Source organism: Frigoribacterium sp. PhB116, from assembly GCF_004364285.1.
In the GTDB taxonomy this organism is placed as follows: domain Bacteria; phylum Actinomycetota; class Actinomycetes; order Actinomycetales; family Microbacteriaceae; genus Frigoribacterium.
The window spans coordinates 1-16,792 of record NZ_SOBE01000002.1 but is presented as its reverse complement, the minus strand read 5'-3'; the positions used below and the strand labels follow the sequence as shown (position 1 = coordinate 16,792).

General features: G+C 73.9%; 19 protein-coding genes. 6 read left to right on the top strand and 13 right to left on the bottom strand.

Translation table 11 applies throughout. From position 1 onward, the window contains the following. Positions 1 to 44 precede the first annotated feature (44 nt). A complete protein-coding gene (locus EDF20_RS06500) occupies positions 45 to 1,463 on the bottom strand; it encodes a carboxylesterase family protein (protein ID WP_133738154.1) in 1,419 nt (472 codons plus the stop codon). Between the two features lie 41 nt (positions 1,464 to 1,504). Then, the gene (locus EDF20_RS06495) at positions 1,505 to 2,428 is read right to left on the bottom strand and encodes a LysR family transcriptional regulator ArgP (protein ID WP_208292598.1); all 924 of its coding nucleotides are present in this window, start codon (positions 2,426 to 2,428) and stop codon (positions 1,505 to 1,507) included. Positions 2,429 to 2,536: 108 nt separating this feature from the next. Between EDF20_RS06495 and EDF20_RS06490 the strand changes: the two genes are divergently transcribed. Together EDF20_RS06490 and EDF20_RS06485 are read left to right on the top strand one after the other, a co-directional pair. Further along, positions 2,537 to 3,130, top strand: a complete 594-nt coding sequence (locus EDF20_RS06490) for a LysE/ArgO family amino acid transporter (protein ID WP_133738694.1) — start codon at positions 2,537 to 2,539, stop codon at positions 3,128 to 3,130. A gap of 135 nt (positions 3,131 to 3,265) precedes the next feature. Further along, on the top strand, positions 3,266 to 3,523 hold the full coding sequence (locus EDF20_RS06485) for a hypothetical protein (RefSeq protein WP_133738153.1): 258 nt from the start codon (positions 3,266 to 3,268) through the stop codon (positions 3,521 to 3,523). 67 nt (positions 3,524 to 3,590) lie between these two features. On the opposite strand, the gene EDF20_RS06480 is transcribed toward EDF20_RS06485, so the two are convergent. The 7 genes from EDF20_RS06480 to EDF20_RS06450 form a co-directional block, all read right to left on the bottom strand. Further along, a complete protein-coding gene (locus EDF20_RS06480) occupies positions 3,591 to 4,472 on the bottom strand; it encodes a manganese catalase family protein (protein ID WP_123547556.1) in 882 nt (293 codons plus the stop codon). 27 nt (positions 4,473 to 4,499) lie between these two features. Then, positions 4,500 to 5,090, bottom strand: coding sequence for a DUF3618 domain-containing protein (locus tag EDF20_RS06475; protein ID WP_133738152.1), 591 nt, complete (start codon positions 5,088 to 5,090; stop codon positions 4,500 to 4,502). After that, positions 5,087 to 5,443, bottom strand: a complete 357-nt coding sequence (locus EDF20_RS06470; protein ID WP_233569147.1) for a phage holin family protein — start codon at positions 5,441 to 5,443, stop codon at positions 5,087 to 5,089. Before EDF20_RS06470 ends, EDF20_RS06475 begins: the two co-directional genes overlap by 4 nt. Positions 5,444 to 5,562: 119 nt before the next feature. Beyond that, positions 5,563 to 6,414 carry a hypothetical protein gene (locus EDF20_RS06465; protein WP_133738151.1) on the bottom strand — a complete coding sequence of 284 codons (852 nt, stop codon included), beginning with the start codon at positions 6,412 to 6,414 and terminating at the stop codon, positions 5,563 to 5,565. A gap of 282 nt (positions 6,415 to 6,696) precedes the next feature. Next, a complete protein-coding gene (locus tag EDF20_RS06460; protein ID WP_123547552.1) occupies positions 6,697 to 6,957 on the bottom strand; it encodes a hypothetical protein in 261 nt (86 codons plus the stop codon). A gap of 142 nt (positions 6,958 to 7,099) precedes the next feature. After that, on the bottom strand, positions 7,100 to 7,690 hold the full coding sequence (locus EDF20_RS06455; protein WP_133738150.1) for a dienelactone hydrolase family protein: 591 nt from the start codon (positions 7,688 to 7,690) through the stop codon (positions 7,100 to 7,102). Between the two features lie 79 nt (positions 7,691 to 7,769). Continuing rightward, positions 7,770 to 8,057 carry a hypothetical protein gene (locus EDF20_RS06450; protein ID WP_133738149.1) on the bottom strand — a complete coding sequence of 96 codons (288 nt, stop codon included), beginning with the start codon at positions 8,055 to 8,057 and terminating at the stop codon, positions 7,770 to 7,772. A 294-nt stretch (positions 8,058 to 8,351) separates the two neighbouring features. Between EDF20_RS06450 and EDF20_RS06445 the strand changes: the two genes are divergently transcribed. Next, complete coding sequence (locus EDF20_RS06445) at positions 8,352 to 9,671, top strand: NAD(P)/FAD-dependent oxidoreductase (protein ID WP_123547548.1); 1,320 nt, start codon at positions 8,352 to 8,354, stop codon at positions 9,669 to 9,671. Positions 9,672 to 9,844: 173 nt separating this feature from the next. Here the strand turns inward: EDF20_RS06445 and EDF20_RS06440 are convergent, their stop codons facing one another. After that, positions 9,845 to 11,323, bottom strand: coding sequence for an MFS transporter (locus EDF20_RS06440; RefSeq protein ID WP_133738148.1), 1,479 nt, complete (start codon positions 11,321 to 11,323; stop codon positions 9,845 to 9,847). Positions 11,324 to 11,438: 115 nt separating this feature from the next. On the opposite strand from EDF20_RS06440, the gene EDF20_RS06435 reads away from it, so the two are divergent. Then, complete coding sequence (locus EDF20_RS06435; RefSeq protein ID WP_133738147.1) at positions 11,439 to 12,032, top strand: TetR family transcriptional regulator; 594 nt, start codon at positions 11,439 to 11,441, stop codon at positions 12,030 to 12,032. 23 nt (positions 12,033 to 12,055) lie between these two features. On the opposite strand, the gene EDF20_RS06430 is transcribed toward EDF20_RS06435, so the two are convergent. Both EDF20_RS06430 and EDF20_RS06425 read right to left on the bottom strand, forming a co-directional pair. Next, on the bottom strand, positions 12,056 to 12,547 hold the full coding sequence (locus EDF20_RS06430; protein ID WP_123547545.1) for an FBP domain-containing protein: 492 nt from the start codon (positions 12,545 to 12,547) through the stop codon (positions 12,056 to 12,058). A 389-nt stretch (positions 12,548 to 12,936) separates the two neighbouring features. After that, positions 12,937 to 13,269, bottom strand: coding sequence for a helix-turn-helix domain-containing protein (locus EDF20_RS06425; RefSeq protein WP_233569146.1), 333 nt, complete (start codon positions 13,267 to 13,269; stop codon positions 12,937 to 12,939). A gap of 191 nt (positions 13,270 to 13,460) precedes the next feature. On the opposite strand from EDF20_RS06425, the gene EDF20_RS06420 reads away from it, so the two are divergent. Further along, the gene (locus tag EDF20_RS06420; protein ID WP_133738146.1) at positions 13,461 to 14,111 is read left to right on the top strand and encodes an NAD(P)H-binding protein; all 651 of its coding nucleotides are present in this window, start codon (positions 13,461 to 13,463) and stop codon (positions 14,109 to 14,111) included. 80 nt (positions 14,112 to 14,191) lie between these two features. Here EDF20_RS06420 and EDF20_RS06415 read toward each other — a convergent pair whose 3' ends face one another. Continuing rightward, complete coding sequence (locus EDF20_RS06415) at positions 14,192 to 15,067, bottom strand: SDR family NAD(P)-dependent oxidoreductase (protein ID WP_133738145.1); 876 nt, start codon at positions 15,065 to 15,067, stop codon at positions 14,192 to 14,194. A gap of 401 nt (positions 15,068 to 15,468) precedes the next feature. On the opposite strand from EDF20_RS06415, the gene EDF20_RS06410 reads away from it, so the two are divergent. Further along, positions 15,469 to 16,461: an NAD-dependent epimerase/dehydratase family protein gene (locus EDF20_RS06410; RefSeq protein ID WP_133738144.1), complete on the top strand. Its 993-nt coding sequence runs from the start codon at positions 15,469 to 15,471 to the stop codon at positions 16,459 to 16,461. Positions 16,462 to 16,792 lie beyond the last annotated feature (331 nt).

The window sequence follows — 16,792 nt, the reverse complement described above, 5'->3', positions numbered from 1 at the left end:
CCCGTTGTCGCGTTCGCGGTGCGGTGCGTCACGCCGAGCAGCGCTCAGCCGCGGTCGAGCACCAGCGCCTGCGACGCCCCGGCGGCCGCGTCCGCCGCGACGGTCCCGGTCCGCGCGAAGTCGGCCCAGATCTGCCGCACCCGCCGCCCGAGCCGGTCGACCTCCGCCCAGTCGGACTCGCCCAGCAGGGCCGACCGGCCCCACGCCTCCTCCGTCCCCAGCAGCAGCGGCAGGTCGGTGATGTGGGCGGCTCCGTAGCGGCTGCCGCGCGGAGCCCAGCTCAGCTCGTACCGCACGGCACGACCGCCGGAGGCGCGGTGCCGCGCGACGAAGCGGCGCGCGTCGCGTCCGTACACGGCCCCCGTCGTCGCCCGGACGAGCACGCGGCGCGCGAGCCCGCCGACGACGGGCAGGCTCGTCAGCACGTCGAGCGGCCGGACGAGCGGCACGTAGAGCCCGGTCTCCTCCGTCGTCGCCCCCATCAGCAGGTCGACGTGCGGGGCGACGTCGCGCCACGCGGCGTCGCGGTCCTCCTCGGCGGGCAGCGGGGCGCGGCCGTACTGCGGGCCGAACGGCATCCCGCCGCGCAGCCCGAAGCGCAGGGCCGCGCGCTCGGCGGGGGGCTGCCCCGCCAGCAGCTCCTCGACGGTGGCGTCGGGGTCGGGGACGCCGACGACCCGCAGCATCGCCCGCGACATCGCGGACCGGCCGCGGCCGAGCCCCAGCGGGGCGCTCTGCACGATCGCGCGGCGGAACAGCCCGCGCGCCCCGTCGCTGATCATGAGGTGGGCGATCGAGTCGCCGCCCGACGACTGCCCGAACAACGTCACGGTGTCGGGGTCGCCGCCGAACGCGTCGATCGTGTCGTGCACCCAGCGCACCGCCTCGAGCTGGTCGAGCAGCCCGAGGTTCGACGGCACCCGGTCGCCGTCGCCGAGGAACCCGAGGACGCCCAGCCGGTAGGTCACCGCGACCACGACGACGCGCTGCTCGACCACGAGCGAGCGCGGGTCGTAGACGCCGAGGTCGCCCGCGCCGTTGACGTAGGCACCGCCGTGGATCCACACCATCACGGGCAGCCGCTCCCCCGGGGCGAGGTCGGCGGGCAGCGTGATCGACAGCGCCTGGCAGTGCTCGGAGTCGACCATGCCGCGGGCCGCGTCGTCGAAGAGCACCTGCATCGAGGGCGACGACAGCTGCGGCGAGGCAGGCGCGCGCTCGAAGGCGAGGAAGGGCATCGGCTGGCCGTCGTCGCCGACCGCAGGAGGCGCGGGCCGGGGAGCCTCGAAGCGCTCGGCCACCGCGTACGGCACGCCGAGCACCCGCACCACGTCGCCGTCGACGCGTCCGACGACCGTGCCGACCCGCGTCTCGAAGGTGCGGGTCTCGGCGGCGAGGGTCTCCGCGGTGGGGGTCTCCGCCGCGGGGGTCTCGGGCGTGCGGGTCTCGGGTGCGCTGCTCACCGGCTCACGGTACGCGCGCCTCCTGTGCTCGGGGGCGCCGCTCACGCCGGCAGCAGCACCTCCGCCGCCGAGCGCCGCACCGACTCCGTCAGCGTGTCGAGCAGCCGCGACGACAGGGCCCAGCGCTGCCAGTACAGGGCGAGGTCGACGTGCTCGCCGGGCGCGAGCTCGACGAGCGACCCGTCGGCGAGCAGGTCGAGGCACTGCGCCTCGGGCAGCAGCCCCCAGCCGAGGCCGAGCCGGGCGGCGCGGGCGAAGTCGGCCGACGACGGGACGAACGTCCGCGGCGGCCGCGGGTCGTAGCCGAGCGAGGCCCGGAGGAACCCGCGCTGCAGCTGGTCCGACCGGTCGAAGTCGAGCATCGGCGCGGCGTCGACGCGGCCCATCGTCGGCACTCCCCCGAGCCAGCGGTCGACGAAGCCGGGACTGGCGACCGCGCGGTAGCGCATCAGCCCGAGCGGCTCGGACGAGCAGCCCTGCAGCGGCTCCCGCGTCGACGTGACCGCGGCGAGCACCGTGCCCGAGCGCAGCAGCGAGGTCGTGTTCTCCTGGTCCTCGCGGTGCAGGTCGAACACGGCGCCCACCTCGGGCGGCAGGGCGGCGAGCGCCTCGAGGAACCAGGTCGCGAGCGAGTCCGCGTTCACCGCCACGGCGATCGACGTGCCGAGCCCGCCCGGCCCGCCGGCGCCTCCTGAGCCGCCCGCGCCGGCGCCCAGCTCGACCGCCGCGTCGTCGGCGAGCAGCTGCACCTGCCGGGCGTAGCGCAGCACCACGTCGCCGGCCGCGGTCGTCACGACGGGCGTGGTGCGCTGCACGAGCACCTGCCCCGCCGTGCGCTCGAGTTGCTTGATGCGCTGCGAGACGGCCGACTGCGTCATGTGCAGCCGCTGGGCCGCTGCCTCGAAGGTGCCCTCGTCGACGAGGGCGCGGAGGGTCACGAGGTGCTCCGAGGCGAAGGTGATCATCAGCAGAGCTTATGCAGCATCACGATCATGAGCTAGAGAGATGAGGTGACTGCTCCCTAGCGTCAGGGCGTGACCTTCTCCTCCCTCCTGCTGCCCGCCCTGTTCGGCATGGGCACCGGCCTCGCCCTGATCGTCGCGATCGGCGCACAGAACGCGTACGTGCTGAAGATCGGCCTGCAGGGCGTCAACCGCGTGGTCCTCCCGGTCATCGCGGTCTGCGCCGTGAGCGACGCCGTGCTGATCATCGCCGGGGTCGCCGGTGTCGGGGCCTTGATCGCGGCGGCCCCGCAGGCTCTCGTGGTGGTGCGCATCGTCGGGGCCGCGTTCCTGCTCGTCTACGCGGGGTTCGCCGCGAGGCGGGCGATCCGGCCGTCGGGCGCGCTGCAGGCCGAAGGAGGTGCGGTGCAGCCGAGCAGGAAGACCGCCGTCGTCACCGTGCTCGCCCTCACCTGGCTGAACCCCCACACCTACCTCGACACGATCGTGTTCCTCGGCTCGGTGGCGAACCAGCAGCCGGGCGACCTCCGCTGGTGGTGGGCGGGCGGGGCCATCGCGGGCAGCTTCCTGTGGTTCGCGGCGCTGGGCCTCGGCTCGCGCCTCCTCAAGCCGTTCTTCGCGAAGCCGTCGTCGTGGCGCGTGCTCGACGGCCTGATCGCCGTGGTGATGACGGCGCTGGGGCTGCGACTGCTGGTCGGGGCGTGACGCACGCCTCCTCGGTCGGGGCATTGTTTTGAACTATTCAAGAAAGCGAGCTAGGGTGGTGCTCACGCCGACGGAGACGAGCACCCCGCCCTCAGTCGACCGGCGGCCCTCGTCTCCCTGAACGAGGAGGCCCCCATGGACCGCACCGCATCGACCACCCCCGCCCAGCCGTTCCCGCTCGGCGGCCGCTACGTCAGCACCACCCGCCGCGACGAGCCAGTGGGCTCGTACGTCTCGACCGCGCACCGCGACGCCGTCACCATCGGCGCCTACGTGACGCCGTCGGTGCAGCGCACCTCGCTCGGCCGCTACGTGCGCGCCCAGCTGAACGCGTTCAGCACCCGCACCTCCACGATCCGCACGCACACCGGCTCGATCGTCCTCGGCCGCTAGCCCCTGCCGCCACGACGCGCGACGACCCCGCCCCTCGAGGGGGGACGGGGTCGTCGTGCGTCTGCGCTCAGCCCTTGTGCAGCGCGTCCTTGACGGCGCCCTTCGTCTTCTCGAGCAGCGGCGGCTTGCCCGTCGTGCCGTGGAAGCGCTCGTCCGGCGTGGTCGGAGCGGGCATCGGCGCGGTCGTGGTGGGACCGTCGTGGTACGAGAACTCACCCTTGCCGTCGGGCGAGGGGCCCGAGGCCCACGACCCCTCCTTCGCGTGCTCGCCGTCGGAGAAGTTGAGGTACTGGTAGTTCACCGTCTGGTCCTCCTTCGACTGGGGGAACGTGCTCGGCACCGGGAACTGCTCGATCCCGTCGTCCTGCAGCTCCTGGATCGCGGCCAGCCACTGGTTCTGGTGCATGGTGTCCCGGGCGATGAGGAAGCTCAGCAGGTCCTTCACGCCCTTGTCGTCGGTCATGTGGTACAGCCGCGCGGCCTGGAGACGGCCCTGCATCTCGCCGTTGGCGTTCGCCGTGAAGTCGGCGAGCAGGTTGCCGCTCGAGGTGATGAAGGCGCCCTGCCAGGGGTTGCCCATGCTGTCGACCGGGCGGGCGCCCGCGCCGGCGACGATCGCCTGCTGCACGTCGGTGCCGCCGATGACGGCTGCCATGACGGGGTCGTTCTGCACGGCCTCGTCGGTGAGCCCGACGGGGGCCTTCTCGAGCAGCTGCGAGATCATGATCGCGAGCATCTCGACGTGGCCGAACTCCTCTGCGGCGATGCCGTAGAGCAGGTCGCGGTACTTGCCGGGGATGTGCGTGTTCCAGGCCTGGAAGCCGTACTGCATGGCGATGGTGATCTCGCCGTACTGGCCGCCCAGCACCTCCTGGAGCTTGCGCGCGTAGACCGCGTCGGGGGCGTCGGGGGTGGCGCTGTGCTGCAGCTCTTGCTTGTGGAAGAACATGTGGTTCCTTTCGAGAGGGTGACGGGCTCAGGCGCCCTGGACGGTGTCCTTCGACTGCTGGGCGCTGTCCTTGACGTCGCCGACGGCCGACTGGGCGTCGCTCTTGACGGTGCCCGCCGCCTCCTGCGCGGTGTCCGCCACGCTGGAGAACGCCTCCTGGGCGGGCTCCTTCAGGTTCTGCGCGACGTCCTTCGCGGCGCCCTCGGCGGCGTCGACGGCAGGCCCGGCCTTGTCCTTGGCCGTGGCGGCCAGCTCCTGCTCGGCGTCGGACGCGGGGATGAGCGAGGCGACGAGCGCGCCGACGCCGAAGGCGATGAGCCCCACGGCGAGCGGGTTGCCCTTGGCCTTGCCCACTGCCCGATGCGCGGTCTCCTCGGCCGAGTCCACGGCGCCGGAGGCTGCCCCGGAGACGCTGCTCGTGCCGCTGTGGGCGGTGCCCATGACGGACTCCTTCATGGTGGTCAACCTGCCCTTGACCTTGTCGGTCTGGCGGTGGGCGATGCTCGTCGGGTCGACCTTGTCGGCCAGCGTGTCGACGTCGTAGCTGAGTCCGGCGCGGGTGCGCTCGATCTCGGCGCGGATCTCCTCGGGGGTCTTCGACCCGTCTGCGTTGGTCATGCGGTGCCTCCAGGCTTCACGGTGTCGGGGATCTTCTTGAGGGAGTCGACCGTCTTCGGCGCCCCCTGGATCTGCTTCAGCTCCTTCTTGCCGCGCAGGAACAGCACGAGCGCGACGACGCCGTAGATCACCGCGATGATCAGCGACGACCAGCCGAGGCCGATGAGGGAGCCGAGGCCCCACATGGCCGCCAGCGACAGGAACAGCAGGGCGAACAGGCCGGTGAGCCCGGCACCGCCGAACATGCCGGCGCCCTTGCCCGCCTTCTTGGCCGAGACGCTGAGCTCGGCCTTGGCCAGCTCGACCTCCTGGCGGAAGAGGGTGGAGATGTCGCCGGTCACGCCGCTCAGCAGGTCGCCGAGCGACGTGTTCGCCGCGCGTTCCTCCGGAGCGGGTGAGTCGGGGCCGGGGACCCGGGGGTCCGGGCCGCCGACGGGAGAGGACGGGTACGCCGCCCCCGTGGTCGGATCGGTCACGGGCGCGCTCCCGTGGAGTCGGGCCAGGTGCCGGGCACGCTGCTGGTGCTCGTGCCGGTGGTGCCGGATGCGCCGCCCGTCGCGCCGAGACCGGGGACGTCGCCCTCGGTGACGACGTCGTACTCGCCGGCGATCGGGCCGGTGGTCGAGGTGCCCGTGGTGTGCGCGGCACCCGTGGCCTGCGCCGCGCCCGTGGTCGAGGTGCCGGCGCTCGGGGCGGAGGTCGACGCGGCCCCGTGCTCGTCCTTCGCCTCGGCGGTCAGCGACTTGACGACGCGGCCGGCGAGCAGGCCGGAGACCGCGGCGATCGCGATGAAGGTGCCGGGCTTGCGCGCGGCGAACTGCTTGACGTCGTCGAGCAGCGACCCCGGGTCGCGCCCCTCGAGCCACTCGGCGACGCCGTGCGCGCGGCCCGACAGGTTGCCGACGAGCTGCTGCGCGACTCCGCTGTCGGAGCCCTGCGCCATCGACTCGAGCTGCTGACCGACGGTGCGGAGGCCGGCCGCGGCCTTCTCCTGCTGCGCACCGGCCTGGTCCCTCAGCTCGGACGTCGTCTGGCCGAAGAGCTGCTTGGCGTGGTCGGCGGCCTCCGAGGCGACCTTGCCGGCCTGCTCCTTGGCGCTGCCGGCCACGTTCGCGGCCTGCTCCGCGGCGTCGCCGGCGACCTTGCCTGCCTCGCCCTTCGCCGCGTCGGCCTTCCCGCCGCCGCTCGAGTCGTCGAGAGGACGCTCGAGGCTGCTCTCGACGTCGCGGTAGGCACCGGCCTCGCCGAGCGGCGAGCCGGTCTCGGCGGCCTGGTCGTACACGGGGGTCGACGGCGTGGCGCCGTCTCCGTTGGTGTCGCTCATGTCGAACCTCTCCAGGGTCGTGACCGTGGTGACCACGGTCGTCTGTGGTCGCCTCAATCTGTCCCGAGCTCGGGGAGGCTCGTCCCAGGAACGAGCATCAGGGGGACAAAGGGGCAGGGGGGCTTGACCACGGCTCCCTCCAGCAGTGACAATCCGCGCCGGCGAGCCCGCCGAGGTCCGGGTCGACGGGGTACGTCGAGGGCCAGCTCTGCACCGGTGGCCGGACACGCAGGAAGGCCCCGTCCTCCCGGGACGGGGCCTTCCTGCGGACTGCGGCGCGGACTAGCTGACGGCTGCCGAGCCGGTCACGCCCGTGCCGCTCGTGCCCGTGCCGTCCGTCGGCGCCGGGCCGCCGCCCGCGCGCGGCACGCTCTCCGTGCCGTCCTGCTCGGACGACTCGGTGTCGGCGCTCGTCCCCTCCGCGTCGCGGAAGGCGCCCTGCTGGCCGAGGGGCGACCGGCCGTCGTCCTCGACGCCGGAGCCTGCGTCGACGCCCGTCCCGGTCGTCGTGTCGTCGTCGCGTGCGTTCGTGGTGTCGCCCATGTCTGGTCCCTCTCTCGTGGAGTGCCGCGGGTCCGCCCCCGACGTCGGGGGTGCCGCGGTCGCTCCACTCTGCCCCGGAGGTGCGGGCGAGGACCCAGGCAGACCTCGGCCCGCCCGGTCGCCGCCTCTCGCCGACCCTCCGCTAGTGCCGTGCGAGGAACGCGAGCGCGCGCTCCGTGAGCAGCGCCGACGCGGCCGCCTCGTACGCGGCCAGCGACGAGTCGGCGAAGAGGTGCTCGCTGCCGGGGTAGGTGAAGACCTCGGCGTCGGCCCCGGGGTCGTCGGCCCGCAGCTGGGCCACGAGCTCGCGGGCGGCGTCGAGGTCGCCCTCGTCGGCGAAGAAGGGGTCGTGGTCCATGCCGTGCACCTGCAGGGCGAGGCCGGCCGGCCAGGTGCCGAACTCGGCCGCGGGCACGCAGGCGTGGAAGAAGAGCGCGCCGCGGGCACCGGGGCGCGACTGCGCCAGGTGCTGCGCGGGCAGCACGCCCAGCGAGAAGCCCGCGTAGACGACGTCGGCGTCGAAGTCGGCGGCCGAGCGGACCCCGCGGGCGGCGACCTCGCCGACGCCGAGGCCGTGCACGAACTCGAGGCCCTCGTCGATGGAGTCGAAGGTGCGCCCCTCGTACAGGTCGGGCGTGTGCACGACGTGGCCGGCGGCCCGCAACGCGTCAGCGAAGGCGACGACCCCGCGGGTCAGGCCCTGGGCGTGGTGGAACAGGACGACCTCGGTCACGGCTGCGCGCCTCCTCGACTGCCGTCGGCCCGGTGCGCGACGGTCGTCACGACCCTAGCCCGAGCCCGAGAGCTCGACGTCAGCGGTGGAGGCGGCGACGGCGACGAGCGGGACGGTCGGCGGAGAAGAGCGGGACGACGGGCGCGAGCGGCCGGTCGTCCGGGTCCGGGTCGGCCGACGACGACGCGTCCTGCGTCCCGTGGCCCGTGTCCGTGTCCGTGTCGTCGTCGATCACGAGCCCGGCGATCTCGGCGCCGAGGGGCACGAGGTCCTCGAGGGACGCCACCAGCCGCAGGCGGTCGTCGCCCTCGCGGTCGCGGCGGACGACGGGCGACGCGTCCCGACGCCAGAGGACGTAGCCCTTCACGGACGTTCGCCCCGCACGCGGCAGCCTCGACGGTGGTGTCCTGTCACGACGTTGTACCCCCTCGGCCGTCCGCTCGCGCGGGGCCCTCTGATCCGGTGACGACGACGCTACGCCGCCCTGCCCCGCGAGGACCGCTCTCCCTCGCTGGACAACAGTCGTTGCGCAGCCTGCAGAAGGGTGTCCGAGGGCACCTCGCAGGCGAGTAACCTGACACGGGCGGAGGAACCAGCCGCCTGCAGATCGGGGTCACCGGCGACCTCCGCCACGAACCGAGCACCCCGCAGGAGCACCCTCATGTCCGACGACCGCACCTCCGACGAGCACGTCACCCGGCCCCACGTCGTCGTGGTCGGCGGCGGCTTCGCCGGCATCGCGACGATGCGCGCCCTCAAGGACGCCGACGTCGACATCACGCTGATCGACCGGCACGTCTACAACATGTTCCAGCCGCTCATGTACCAGGTCGCGACCGGAGGCCTGAACGCCGGCGACGTCACGTACTTCCTCCGCAGCCTCCGCTCGAAGCAGTCGAACGCCGACTTCCGGCACGGGCTCCTCACGACCGTCCGGGCCGACGAGCGCGTCATCACGCTCCGTGACGGCGAGGAGATCTCGTACGACGCGCTCGTCCTCGCGAACGGCGTGAACACGAGCTACTTCGGCACCAAGGGCGCCTACGAGTTCGCCTACTCGATGTACTCCCGCTCGCAGGCCCTCCGCATCCGCGACGAGCTCTTCACGCAGCTCGAGAACGCGGCGGCGTCGCAGGGCAGCGGCGAGGTGCGGGTCGTCATCGTCGGCGGCGGCGCGACCGGCGTCGAGATGGCCGGAGCACTGGCCGAGCTGCGCGACCAGGCCCTCAAGGACGCCTACCCCGAGATCGACGCCTCGAGCATCACGATCACGCTGGTGCACCGCAGCGGCGAGCTCCTCAAGCCGTTCGCGCCGCGCCTCCGTCGCTACGCCGCGAAGGTGCTGCGCAAGCGCGGCGTCGACCTGCGGCTCGACACGGGCGTCGACGAGGTCACGCCCGACGGCGTGCACACCACGTCGGGCGAGTTCATCCCCGCCGAGCTCGTCGTGTGGGCGACCGGCGTCGCCGCGCACGCCGAGGTCGCCGCGTGGGGCGTCCCGCAGACCCACGGCGGCCGCATCCAGGTCAACGACGACCTCACGGTCAAGGGCCTCGACCGCATCTGGGCCGCCGGCGACATCGCGGCCACCGACGACGCCCTCGCTCAGCTCGCCCAGCCGGCCATCCAGGGCGGCGAGCACATCGGCGAACAGATCGAGCGCCTCCTCGCCGGCAAGCCGTCCACGCCGTTCAAGTACCACGACAAGGGCACGATGGCCACGGTCGGCACGAACGCGGCCGTGGTGCAGCTGCCGAACGGCTTCACGATGACCGGGCCCGTCGCCTGGCTGCTCTGGGTCTTCGTGCACATCACGAGCCTGCTCGGCAACGGCAACCGCCTGTCGACGCTGACCCACTTCTTCGTCCGCTACATGTGGGCCCTGCGCAAGCGCGCCATCCCGATCGTCGGCGACGTGCGCCCGGTCCGCCCCAACGGCGACCGTGCCCCCGAGAAGTGGCAGACCGAGAAGGCCGAGTAGCCCGGCCGCTCGCCCCCTCTGCTCGCGGCGACGGGCCTGCTCCGACACCGCCGAGTGAACGGAACACCGCCCGCTGAGGCGGTGTTGCGCCCACTCGGTGGTGTCAGGCCCCCGAGACGGAGGAGGCGCGGTGCCGGTCAGACCGACACCGCGCCTCCCTCGCGTGGACGGGCTCAGCCCAGGTGCACGACGGGGCCGCTCGGGAGCAGCTCCTCCTTCGTGCCGCGGATCATGAAGAACGAGATCAGCGCGGCGACGAACGCGGCGACCGCGGCCGCGACGAACGCCGCCGAGTAGCCGTCCACGAGCGCTCCGAGCCCGCCCGCGGTACTGCCGGCCACGGCCGACGCGTACAGGTTCGTGTAGACCGCGAGCCCGATCGAGCCGCCGATCTGCATCATCGCGTTCGAGGTGGCACTGGCCGCGCCGGCCTCGTGCGGCGCGACCCCGGCCAGCGCGAGGTTCTGCATCGGCACGAAGATCCCCGCCAGGCCGACGCCCATGACGATCAGCGGGGGCAGCACGTGCGTCGCGTACCCGCCGTCGGCCGTGATGAACGACAGCCAGAACAGGCCCGCGGCGGCCACGATCGGCCCGACGATCATCAGGAGGCGCGGTCCGATCACCGGCAGCAGCTTCGTGAGGACCGGGGCCATCACCATGATGACGAGCGTCATCGGCAGGGTCGCGAGACCGGCCTCGAGCGGGCCGAAGCCCAGCACGATCTGCAGGTGGAACGTCAGGTAGAGCAGGGCGCCGATCATGACGCTGCCGACGATCAGCTGGACGAGGAACGCCCCGCCGCGCACGCGGTTCGTGAGCACGCCGAGGGGCAGGAGGGGGTGGTCGCTGCGCTTCTGGACGAGCACGAACAGGGCGAGCAGGCCGGCGCCGAGGGAGATGAAGCCGATCACGACGGGGCTGCCCCAGCCGTCCTCGGCCTGGGTGAAGCCGTAGACCAGCGACGCGAGGCCGAGGGCCACGACGACCGTGCCGACGACGTCGAGCCGGTTGTCGCCCTCGGCCTTGCTCTCGCGCACGACGAGCGCGGCGGCGACGATCGCGACGATCACGATCGGCACGTTGACGAGGAGGCACCAGCGCCAGCTGACGAACTCCGTGAGGACGCCGCCGAGCACGAGGCCGACGGCCGCGCCCGCACCCGAGATGGCGCCGAAGACGGCGAAGGCGGTGTTGCGCTCGCGCCCCCGGGAGAAGGTCGTGGTGAGCACGGCGAGGGCGGCCGGGGCGAGCAGCGCGGCGAAGACGCCCTGCAGCGCACGGGCGGTGACGAGCAGCTCGCCGGTCGAGACGAGACCGCCGAAGGCCGACGCGGCGCCGAAGCCGACCATGCCGACGATGAAGGTGCGCTTGCGGCCCCAGAAGTCGGCGATGCGACCGCCGAGCAGCAGCAGAGCGCCGAAGGCGAGGGCGTAGGCCGTGACGACCCACTGGCGGTTCTCGTCCGAGAGGCCGAGCTCGGCCTGGGCCTGCGGCAGGGCGATGTTGACGATGGTGCCGTCGAGGACGACGACGAGCTGCGCGAGCCCGACGATGACGAGCACCCACCAACGGCGGGCGGACGCGGGCGCGTCGGACGGAGGTGCGGTCTGGTGCGACCCGGTGGCGGGCCGTGCTGCTGAGGTGGTCACTGTTCTCCTGGTTCTGGGCCCCGGGCTCCGGGGGGGCCGCACGACGGGCGGCCGTCGTGGACCTGGCGATACTACCTACTAGTTGGTTGGCTTTGTAAGGGGCTACTCTCGCCGCATGGCCTACGACGCGGACGAGACGCGCCGCCGCATCCTCGCGGCGGCCACGGCGGAGTTCGCCGAGCACGGCCTCGCCGGTGCCCGCGTCGACCGGATCGCCGCGGCGGCCGCCTGCAGCAAGGAGCGGCTCTACGCGCACTACGGCGACAAGGAGTCGCTCTTCACCGCGGTGCTGAACGCGTCCTTCGCCCACCTCGGCCAGGCCGCCTCGGCCGACTTCGCCTCGGTGGAGGACTTCGCGGTCGCCGTCTTCGACCACCTCGTCGACAATCCCGCCAACCAGCGCCTCCTCGCCTGGGCCCGGCTCGAGCAGCGGCACGACTGGGCGGCGTCGTTCGGGGTCCTCGAGAGCGTGCGGGCCACCTCCGTCGGTCACCTCGAGCGCCTCGTCGGCGCCAGCCTGGCGGTGGACGCGACAGCTGCGTCGGCGGGGGCACCGCCGTGGTCGCCCGACGACCTCTTCGCCCTCGTGCTGGCGATCGCGTCGGCGTGGGTGCAGCTGCCGGGCCTGCCCGACGACCAGCCGCGGACGCCCGACGTAGACGCCCAGCGCGCGATCGTGCGTGTGGCCGTGGGGCGCCTCCTCGGCTGACCTTTCACGCCCTCGCGTGCTGGTCAGCGCCCGTCGACCACCGTCCGGGCGAACCCGGCGGTCCGCTCGCGCAGGCTGAGCACGCGCTGCTCGACGGCGGCCGCGACGTCGAAGCCGAGGTACGCGGGCGGCGGCGGGCGGTGGGCGTTCGCGCTGCACTCGAACCCGGCGCAGACGAGGGTGCCGACGGTGTCGCCGTTGCGTCCGGCAGCACCGGCCCGCTTCGCGCTGAAGAAGGCGACCGGAGCGGGCAGGGTCACGTCCTGGCACCAGCTGCACTGGGCGCGGGACCGGGGCGTGGCCTCGGCCTGGCGCAGCACGAGGCCGACGGGCTCGCCGTCGACGGGCACGACGACCCAGGCCCGGCGGGGCAGCTTCGGGTCGCGCCAGCCGACGAACTCGAGGGAGTCCCAGTCGAGGGCGTCGAGGTCGGGCGGGAGCACGAGGTCGGAGGTCTCCTTGCGCGAGGCGTTCGCGAAGGAGGTGCGGAGGGCGGAGGCGGTCAGGGGCAGCATCAGGGATTCACCAGTCGGTAGGGGTGCTCGGGCATCGGGCCGCGCGCACCTGCCCCGGCCCCGTCAGGACGTGCCCGCACGACGAGTGGTCAGCTCCGGTCGATCCCACGACGGGGACGGACGAGAAGTGACCACTCGACGGCAGGCAGGCACGTAGAGGGGCGAGGAGGTGCGCGCACGACGGCGCACATGAGCAGTGATCAGGGGAGGAGGGAGGGGGTGTCGACTGTGCGACTACCTGCCGCCGGCGGAGAGTGCGCCGACGACCTCCTGACGCCCCGAGGGCAGCGCGACTGCGGTGATGATCACGGGTCGACCATACGACTCGTGCCGGGCTGCGTCCACCCCGGTGCCCACGACCGGGCCTGCAGGGCCGCCGGCCTCCTGCGTCAGCCCTCCGCGCCTCCGCCTGCCCTCTCGTCGTACTCGGCCCAGGCGCCGGACACCTGCCCGAAGTGGGCGATCGACCACTCCTCTAGGGCGCGCAGCGGCGTCCGGAGCGTCTCGCCCGCCTCCGTCAGCTCGTAGACGACGCGCGGCGGGACCTCGGCGAAGACGGTTCGGGTGACGAGGCCGTCGCGCTCGAGCCCCCGGAGGGTCTGCGTCAGCATCTTCTGCGAGATGCCCTCGACGCGCCTCCGGATGTCGGAGAAGCGCAGCGGGCCCGTGCCGAGGGAGCCGACGACGAGCACCGTCCAGCGGTCGCCGATGCGGTCGAGCAGACGGCGCGACGGGCAGCCCGCGGCGTACGGGTCGAGCGGGGGCGGACCGCCCGCAGGAGGAGCGGGAGCAGCCGCCGGGGCAGCCTCTGAGCTGGTGATGGTTACCAAAAAGTGCCTACTTCCCATCAGTGACCAATGGACCTAGCGTAGCCGCGAAGCCCCACGGACAGAAGAACCAGAAGGAGAACGTCATGAGCCGCATCACCGTCGTCGGAGGGACCGGCTACGCCGGCAGCGCGATCGTCGCCGAGGCCGCGCGCCGCGGCCACGAGGTCGTCTCGGTCAGCCGCAGCGTGCCCGCCGAGGAGGCCCGCGTCGAGGGCGTCCGCTACGAGACCGGGTCGCTGGTGGACGCCGACGTGCGCGCCCGCGCCGTCGCCGACGCCGAGGTCGTCGTCTCGAGCCTCTCGCCCCGAGGCGAGCTCGACGGACGCATCGTCGAGGTCGACCGCGAGCTCGCGACCCTCGCCGAGCAGCACGGCGCCCGCTTCGTCGTCGTCGGCGGCTACAGCTCGCTGCGCCTCGAGGAGGGCGGACCACGCCAGGCCGAGACCGGCCAGATCCCGCCGGAGTACGCCGGCGAGGCGCTGCAGATGAACGAGGTGCTCGGCGAGCTGCTCGCCAGTGCCGAGTCGCTGGACTTCACGTTCGTGTCGCCCGCGATGCAGTTCGGTGCGTACGCGCCCGGCGATGCGCTGGGCCGCTACCGCGTCGGCGGCGAGGTCGCCTTCACCGACGAGGCCGGCGTCTCCGCCGTCAGCGGCGCCGACTTCGCGCTCGCGATCGTCGACGAGCTCGAGACGCCGGCGCACCGGCGCGAGCACATCTCCGTCGCGTACTGACGCGAGCCGCGTCGAGGACGCAAGGGACGACGGAGGCGCGGGTCAGGATCACCTGACCCGCGCCTCCCCCGTGCTCCTGCTCAGGCGAGCGGGTCGGACGGGATGCCGAGCAGATCGGCGCTCCGCTCCCAGAGGTCGCGCATCAGGTCGCGGTCGCCGGCCTGCGCCGCGACGCGGCCCGGCGCGCGGAGCCGGTCGAAGTAGTTGCCGGTCGGGGCGGGCACCGTCGGCGCCGCCGCGAGGCGCACCAGGGGCTCGGCCCCCTGCTCGGTCGACACGGCCGCGCGCTTGGCGAAGGTGGCGACGGGGCCGTTCCCGCCGAAGCCCGAGGCGACGAAGCCGGGGTGGAACGCGAACGCGTCGACCCCCGTGCTGCCGAGGCGACGGGCGAGCTCGCGGGTGAAGAGGATGTTGAGCAGCTTCGAGGTGCCGTAGGCGCGGAACCCGCCGTACCAGCGCTCGTGGTCGCCGTCGAGGTCGGCCAGGTCGACCCGGCCGAAGAGGTTGCCGGCGCTGGAGGTCTGGACCACGCGCACCGTGCCGGGCGCGTGGTCGGCCGCCGTCTCGACCATGCGCGGCAGCAGCAGCGAGGTCAGCAGGAACGGCGCCAGGTGGTTGCCCTGGAACGTCAGCTCGAACCCGTCGGAGGTGCGCTGACGCTCCGCGATCGTGGCCCCGGCGTTGTTGGCGAGCACGTGGATGCGGGGCAGGTCGGCCAGGAGCTGGTCGGCGAGCGAGCGCACCGAGGCGAGGTCGGCGAAGTCGGCGAGGTAGGCGGTGCCGCCGACCTCGTCGGCGACCGCGCGGGTGCGGTCCGGGTTCCGGCCGACGACGGCGACGGTCGCGCCGAGCTCCGACAGCGCCCGGGCGGCCTCGCGGCCGATCCCGGAGCTCGCTCCGGTGACGACGACGGCGCGGTCGTCGAGGCGGCCAGGGGCAGGGAGGGTGACGGACATGTCCTCGACGGTAGACCGTCACCACCTGGGGGCGTCGTGCACGATCCCGGCGTCCGCTCGCCCCGGTGCCGACCGGGCCCTGACCGGGATGCGGACGGGCCCCGCTCGGAGGGCGTACCGTCCACCGGGTCGAAGGCGTCACCATGCGTCTTCACCGGCCGGTGTTGCTCCGCTCCCCTGCCCGTGAAGCTCAGATGCGGACAACATCGACCCGGGCACGGCCACCTGCGTGGTGGTCGTGCCCTCTCTCTGCCTCCGCCCCCTGTGCGATCCCCACGACTCGGGGCCCCGTGGATCCGCGCACACCCGTCGGCGCGCGGAGGGGTCTGCGCAGGTCCGAGGGGTCTGCCGCAGTCCCGGAGCGTGCGCCGGCACGCCGCGGACACGGCAGACTGGCCCGCATGCGCAAGGTGCTGGTGCTCGGCGGGACGGGGTGGCTCGGCCACGAGATCGCGCGGCAGGCGGTGGCCGACGGAGCCGACGTCACCTGCCTCGCCCGAGGCAGCACAGGAGGCGCCCCTGAGGGAGCAGCGCTGGTCCGGTCCGACCGCACCCGCCCCGGCGCCTACGACGCGGTGGCCCGCGTCGACCACGAGTGGGACGAGGTCGTCGAGCTCGCGACGACGCCCGGCCTCGTCGAGGGCGCGCTGGACGCCCTGGCCGCACGCGCCCGGCACTGGACCCTCGTCTCGTCCGTCAGCGTCCACGCCCGCGACGACGAGCCGGGCGCCGACGAGTCCGCCGAGCTCGTCGCGGTCGGCGAGCGCCCCGACGACGCCGCTCCCGACCTCTACGCGCAGCAGAAGGCCTGGGCGGAGCGCACCTCCGCCGCCCGGCTGGGCGACCGCCTCCTCGTCGTCCGGCCCTCGCTCGTCGTGGGTCCGGGCGACCCGAGCGACCGGTTCGGCCACTGGCCCGCGCGGATGCTGCGGGGCGGCCTCATGCTCGTGCCCACGACCGAGGGACGCTGGGCGCAGGTGATCGACGTGGCCGACCTCGCGGCGTGGGTGGTGCTGGCGGGTCGCGACCGCCTCCTCGGAGCCTTCACCGCCGCCGGCGAGCCCGTGCCCCTGGCCGAGGTGATCGAGGAGGCGCGGGTCGCGTCCGGCACCGACGTCGAGCTCGTGGCGGTCGACGACGCCTGGCTGCTCGAGCACGACGTGCGGTGGTGGGCGGGACCCCGGTCGCTCCCGCTCTGGCTGCCGCTCGAGGCGTCCGGCTTCGCCCGGCGCAGCACGGCCGCGTTCCGTGCCGCGGGCGGGACCACCCGCCCCCTCGCCGAGACGATGACCCGAGTGCGCGACGACGAGATCGCGCGCGGCGTCGACCGTCCACGCCGTGCCGGTCTCACCCCCGACGAGGAGGCGGCGCTGCTGCGTGAGCGCGCCTCCTGACCCAGCCCGCCCCGGCCGCCCGGCCCGGCCGACAACCGCCGCTCGCGCCGCACCCCGGAGTGGGGGGGGGGCCCCCCCCCGGGGGGGGGGGGGGGGGCCCCCCCGGGGGGGGGGGGGGGGGGGGGGGGCGGGGGGGGGGGGGGGCGCCCCCCCCCGCCGGGGGGGGGGGGGGGCGGGGCCCCCCCCCCCCCCCCCCCCCCCCCCCGGCCCCCCCCCCCCCCGGGGCCCCCGCCCCCCCCGGGGGGGGGGGGCCCCCCCCCCCACTCCGGGGTGCTTCGTGCGCCGGGCGTTCCCTGGCAGGGTGCGTCACGCCTCCTCGGGCGTCCGTAGG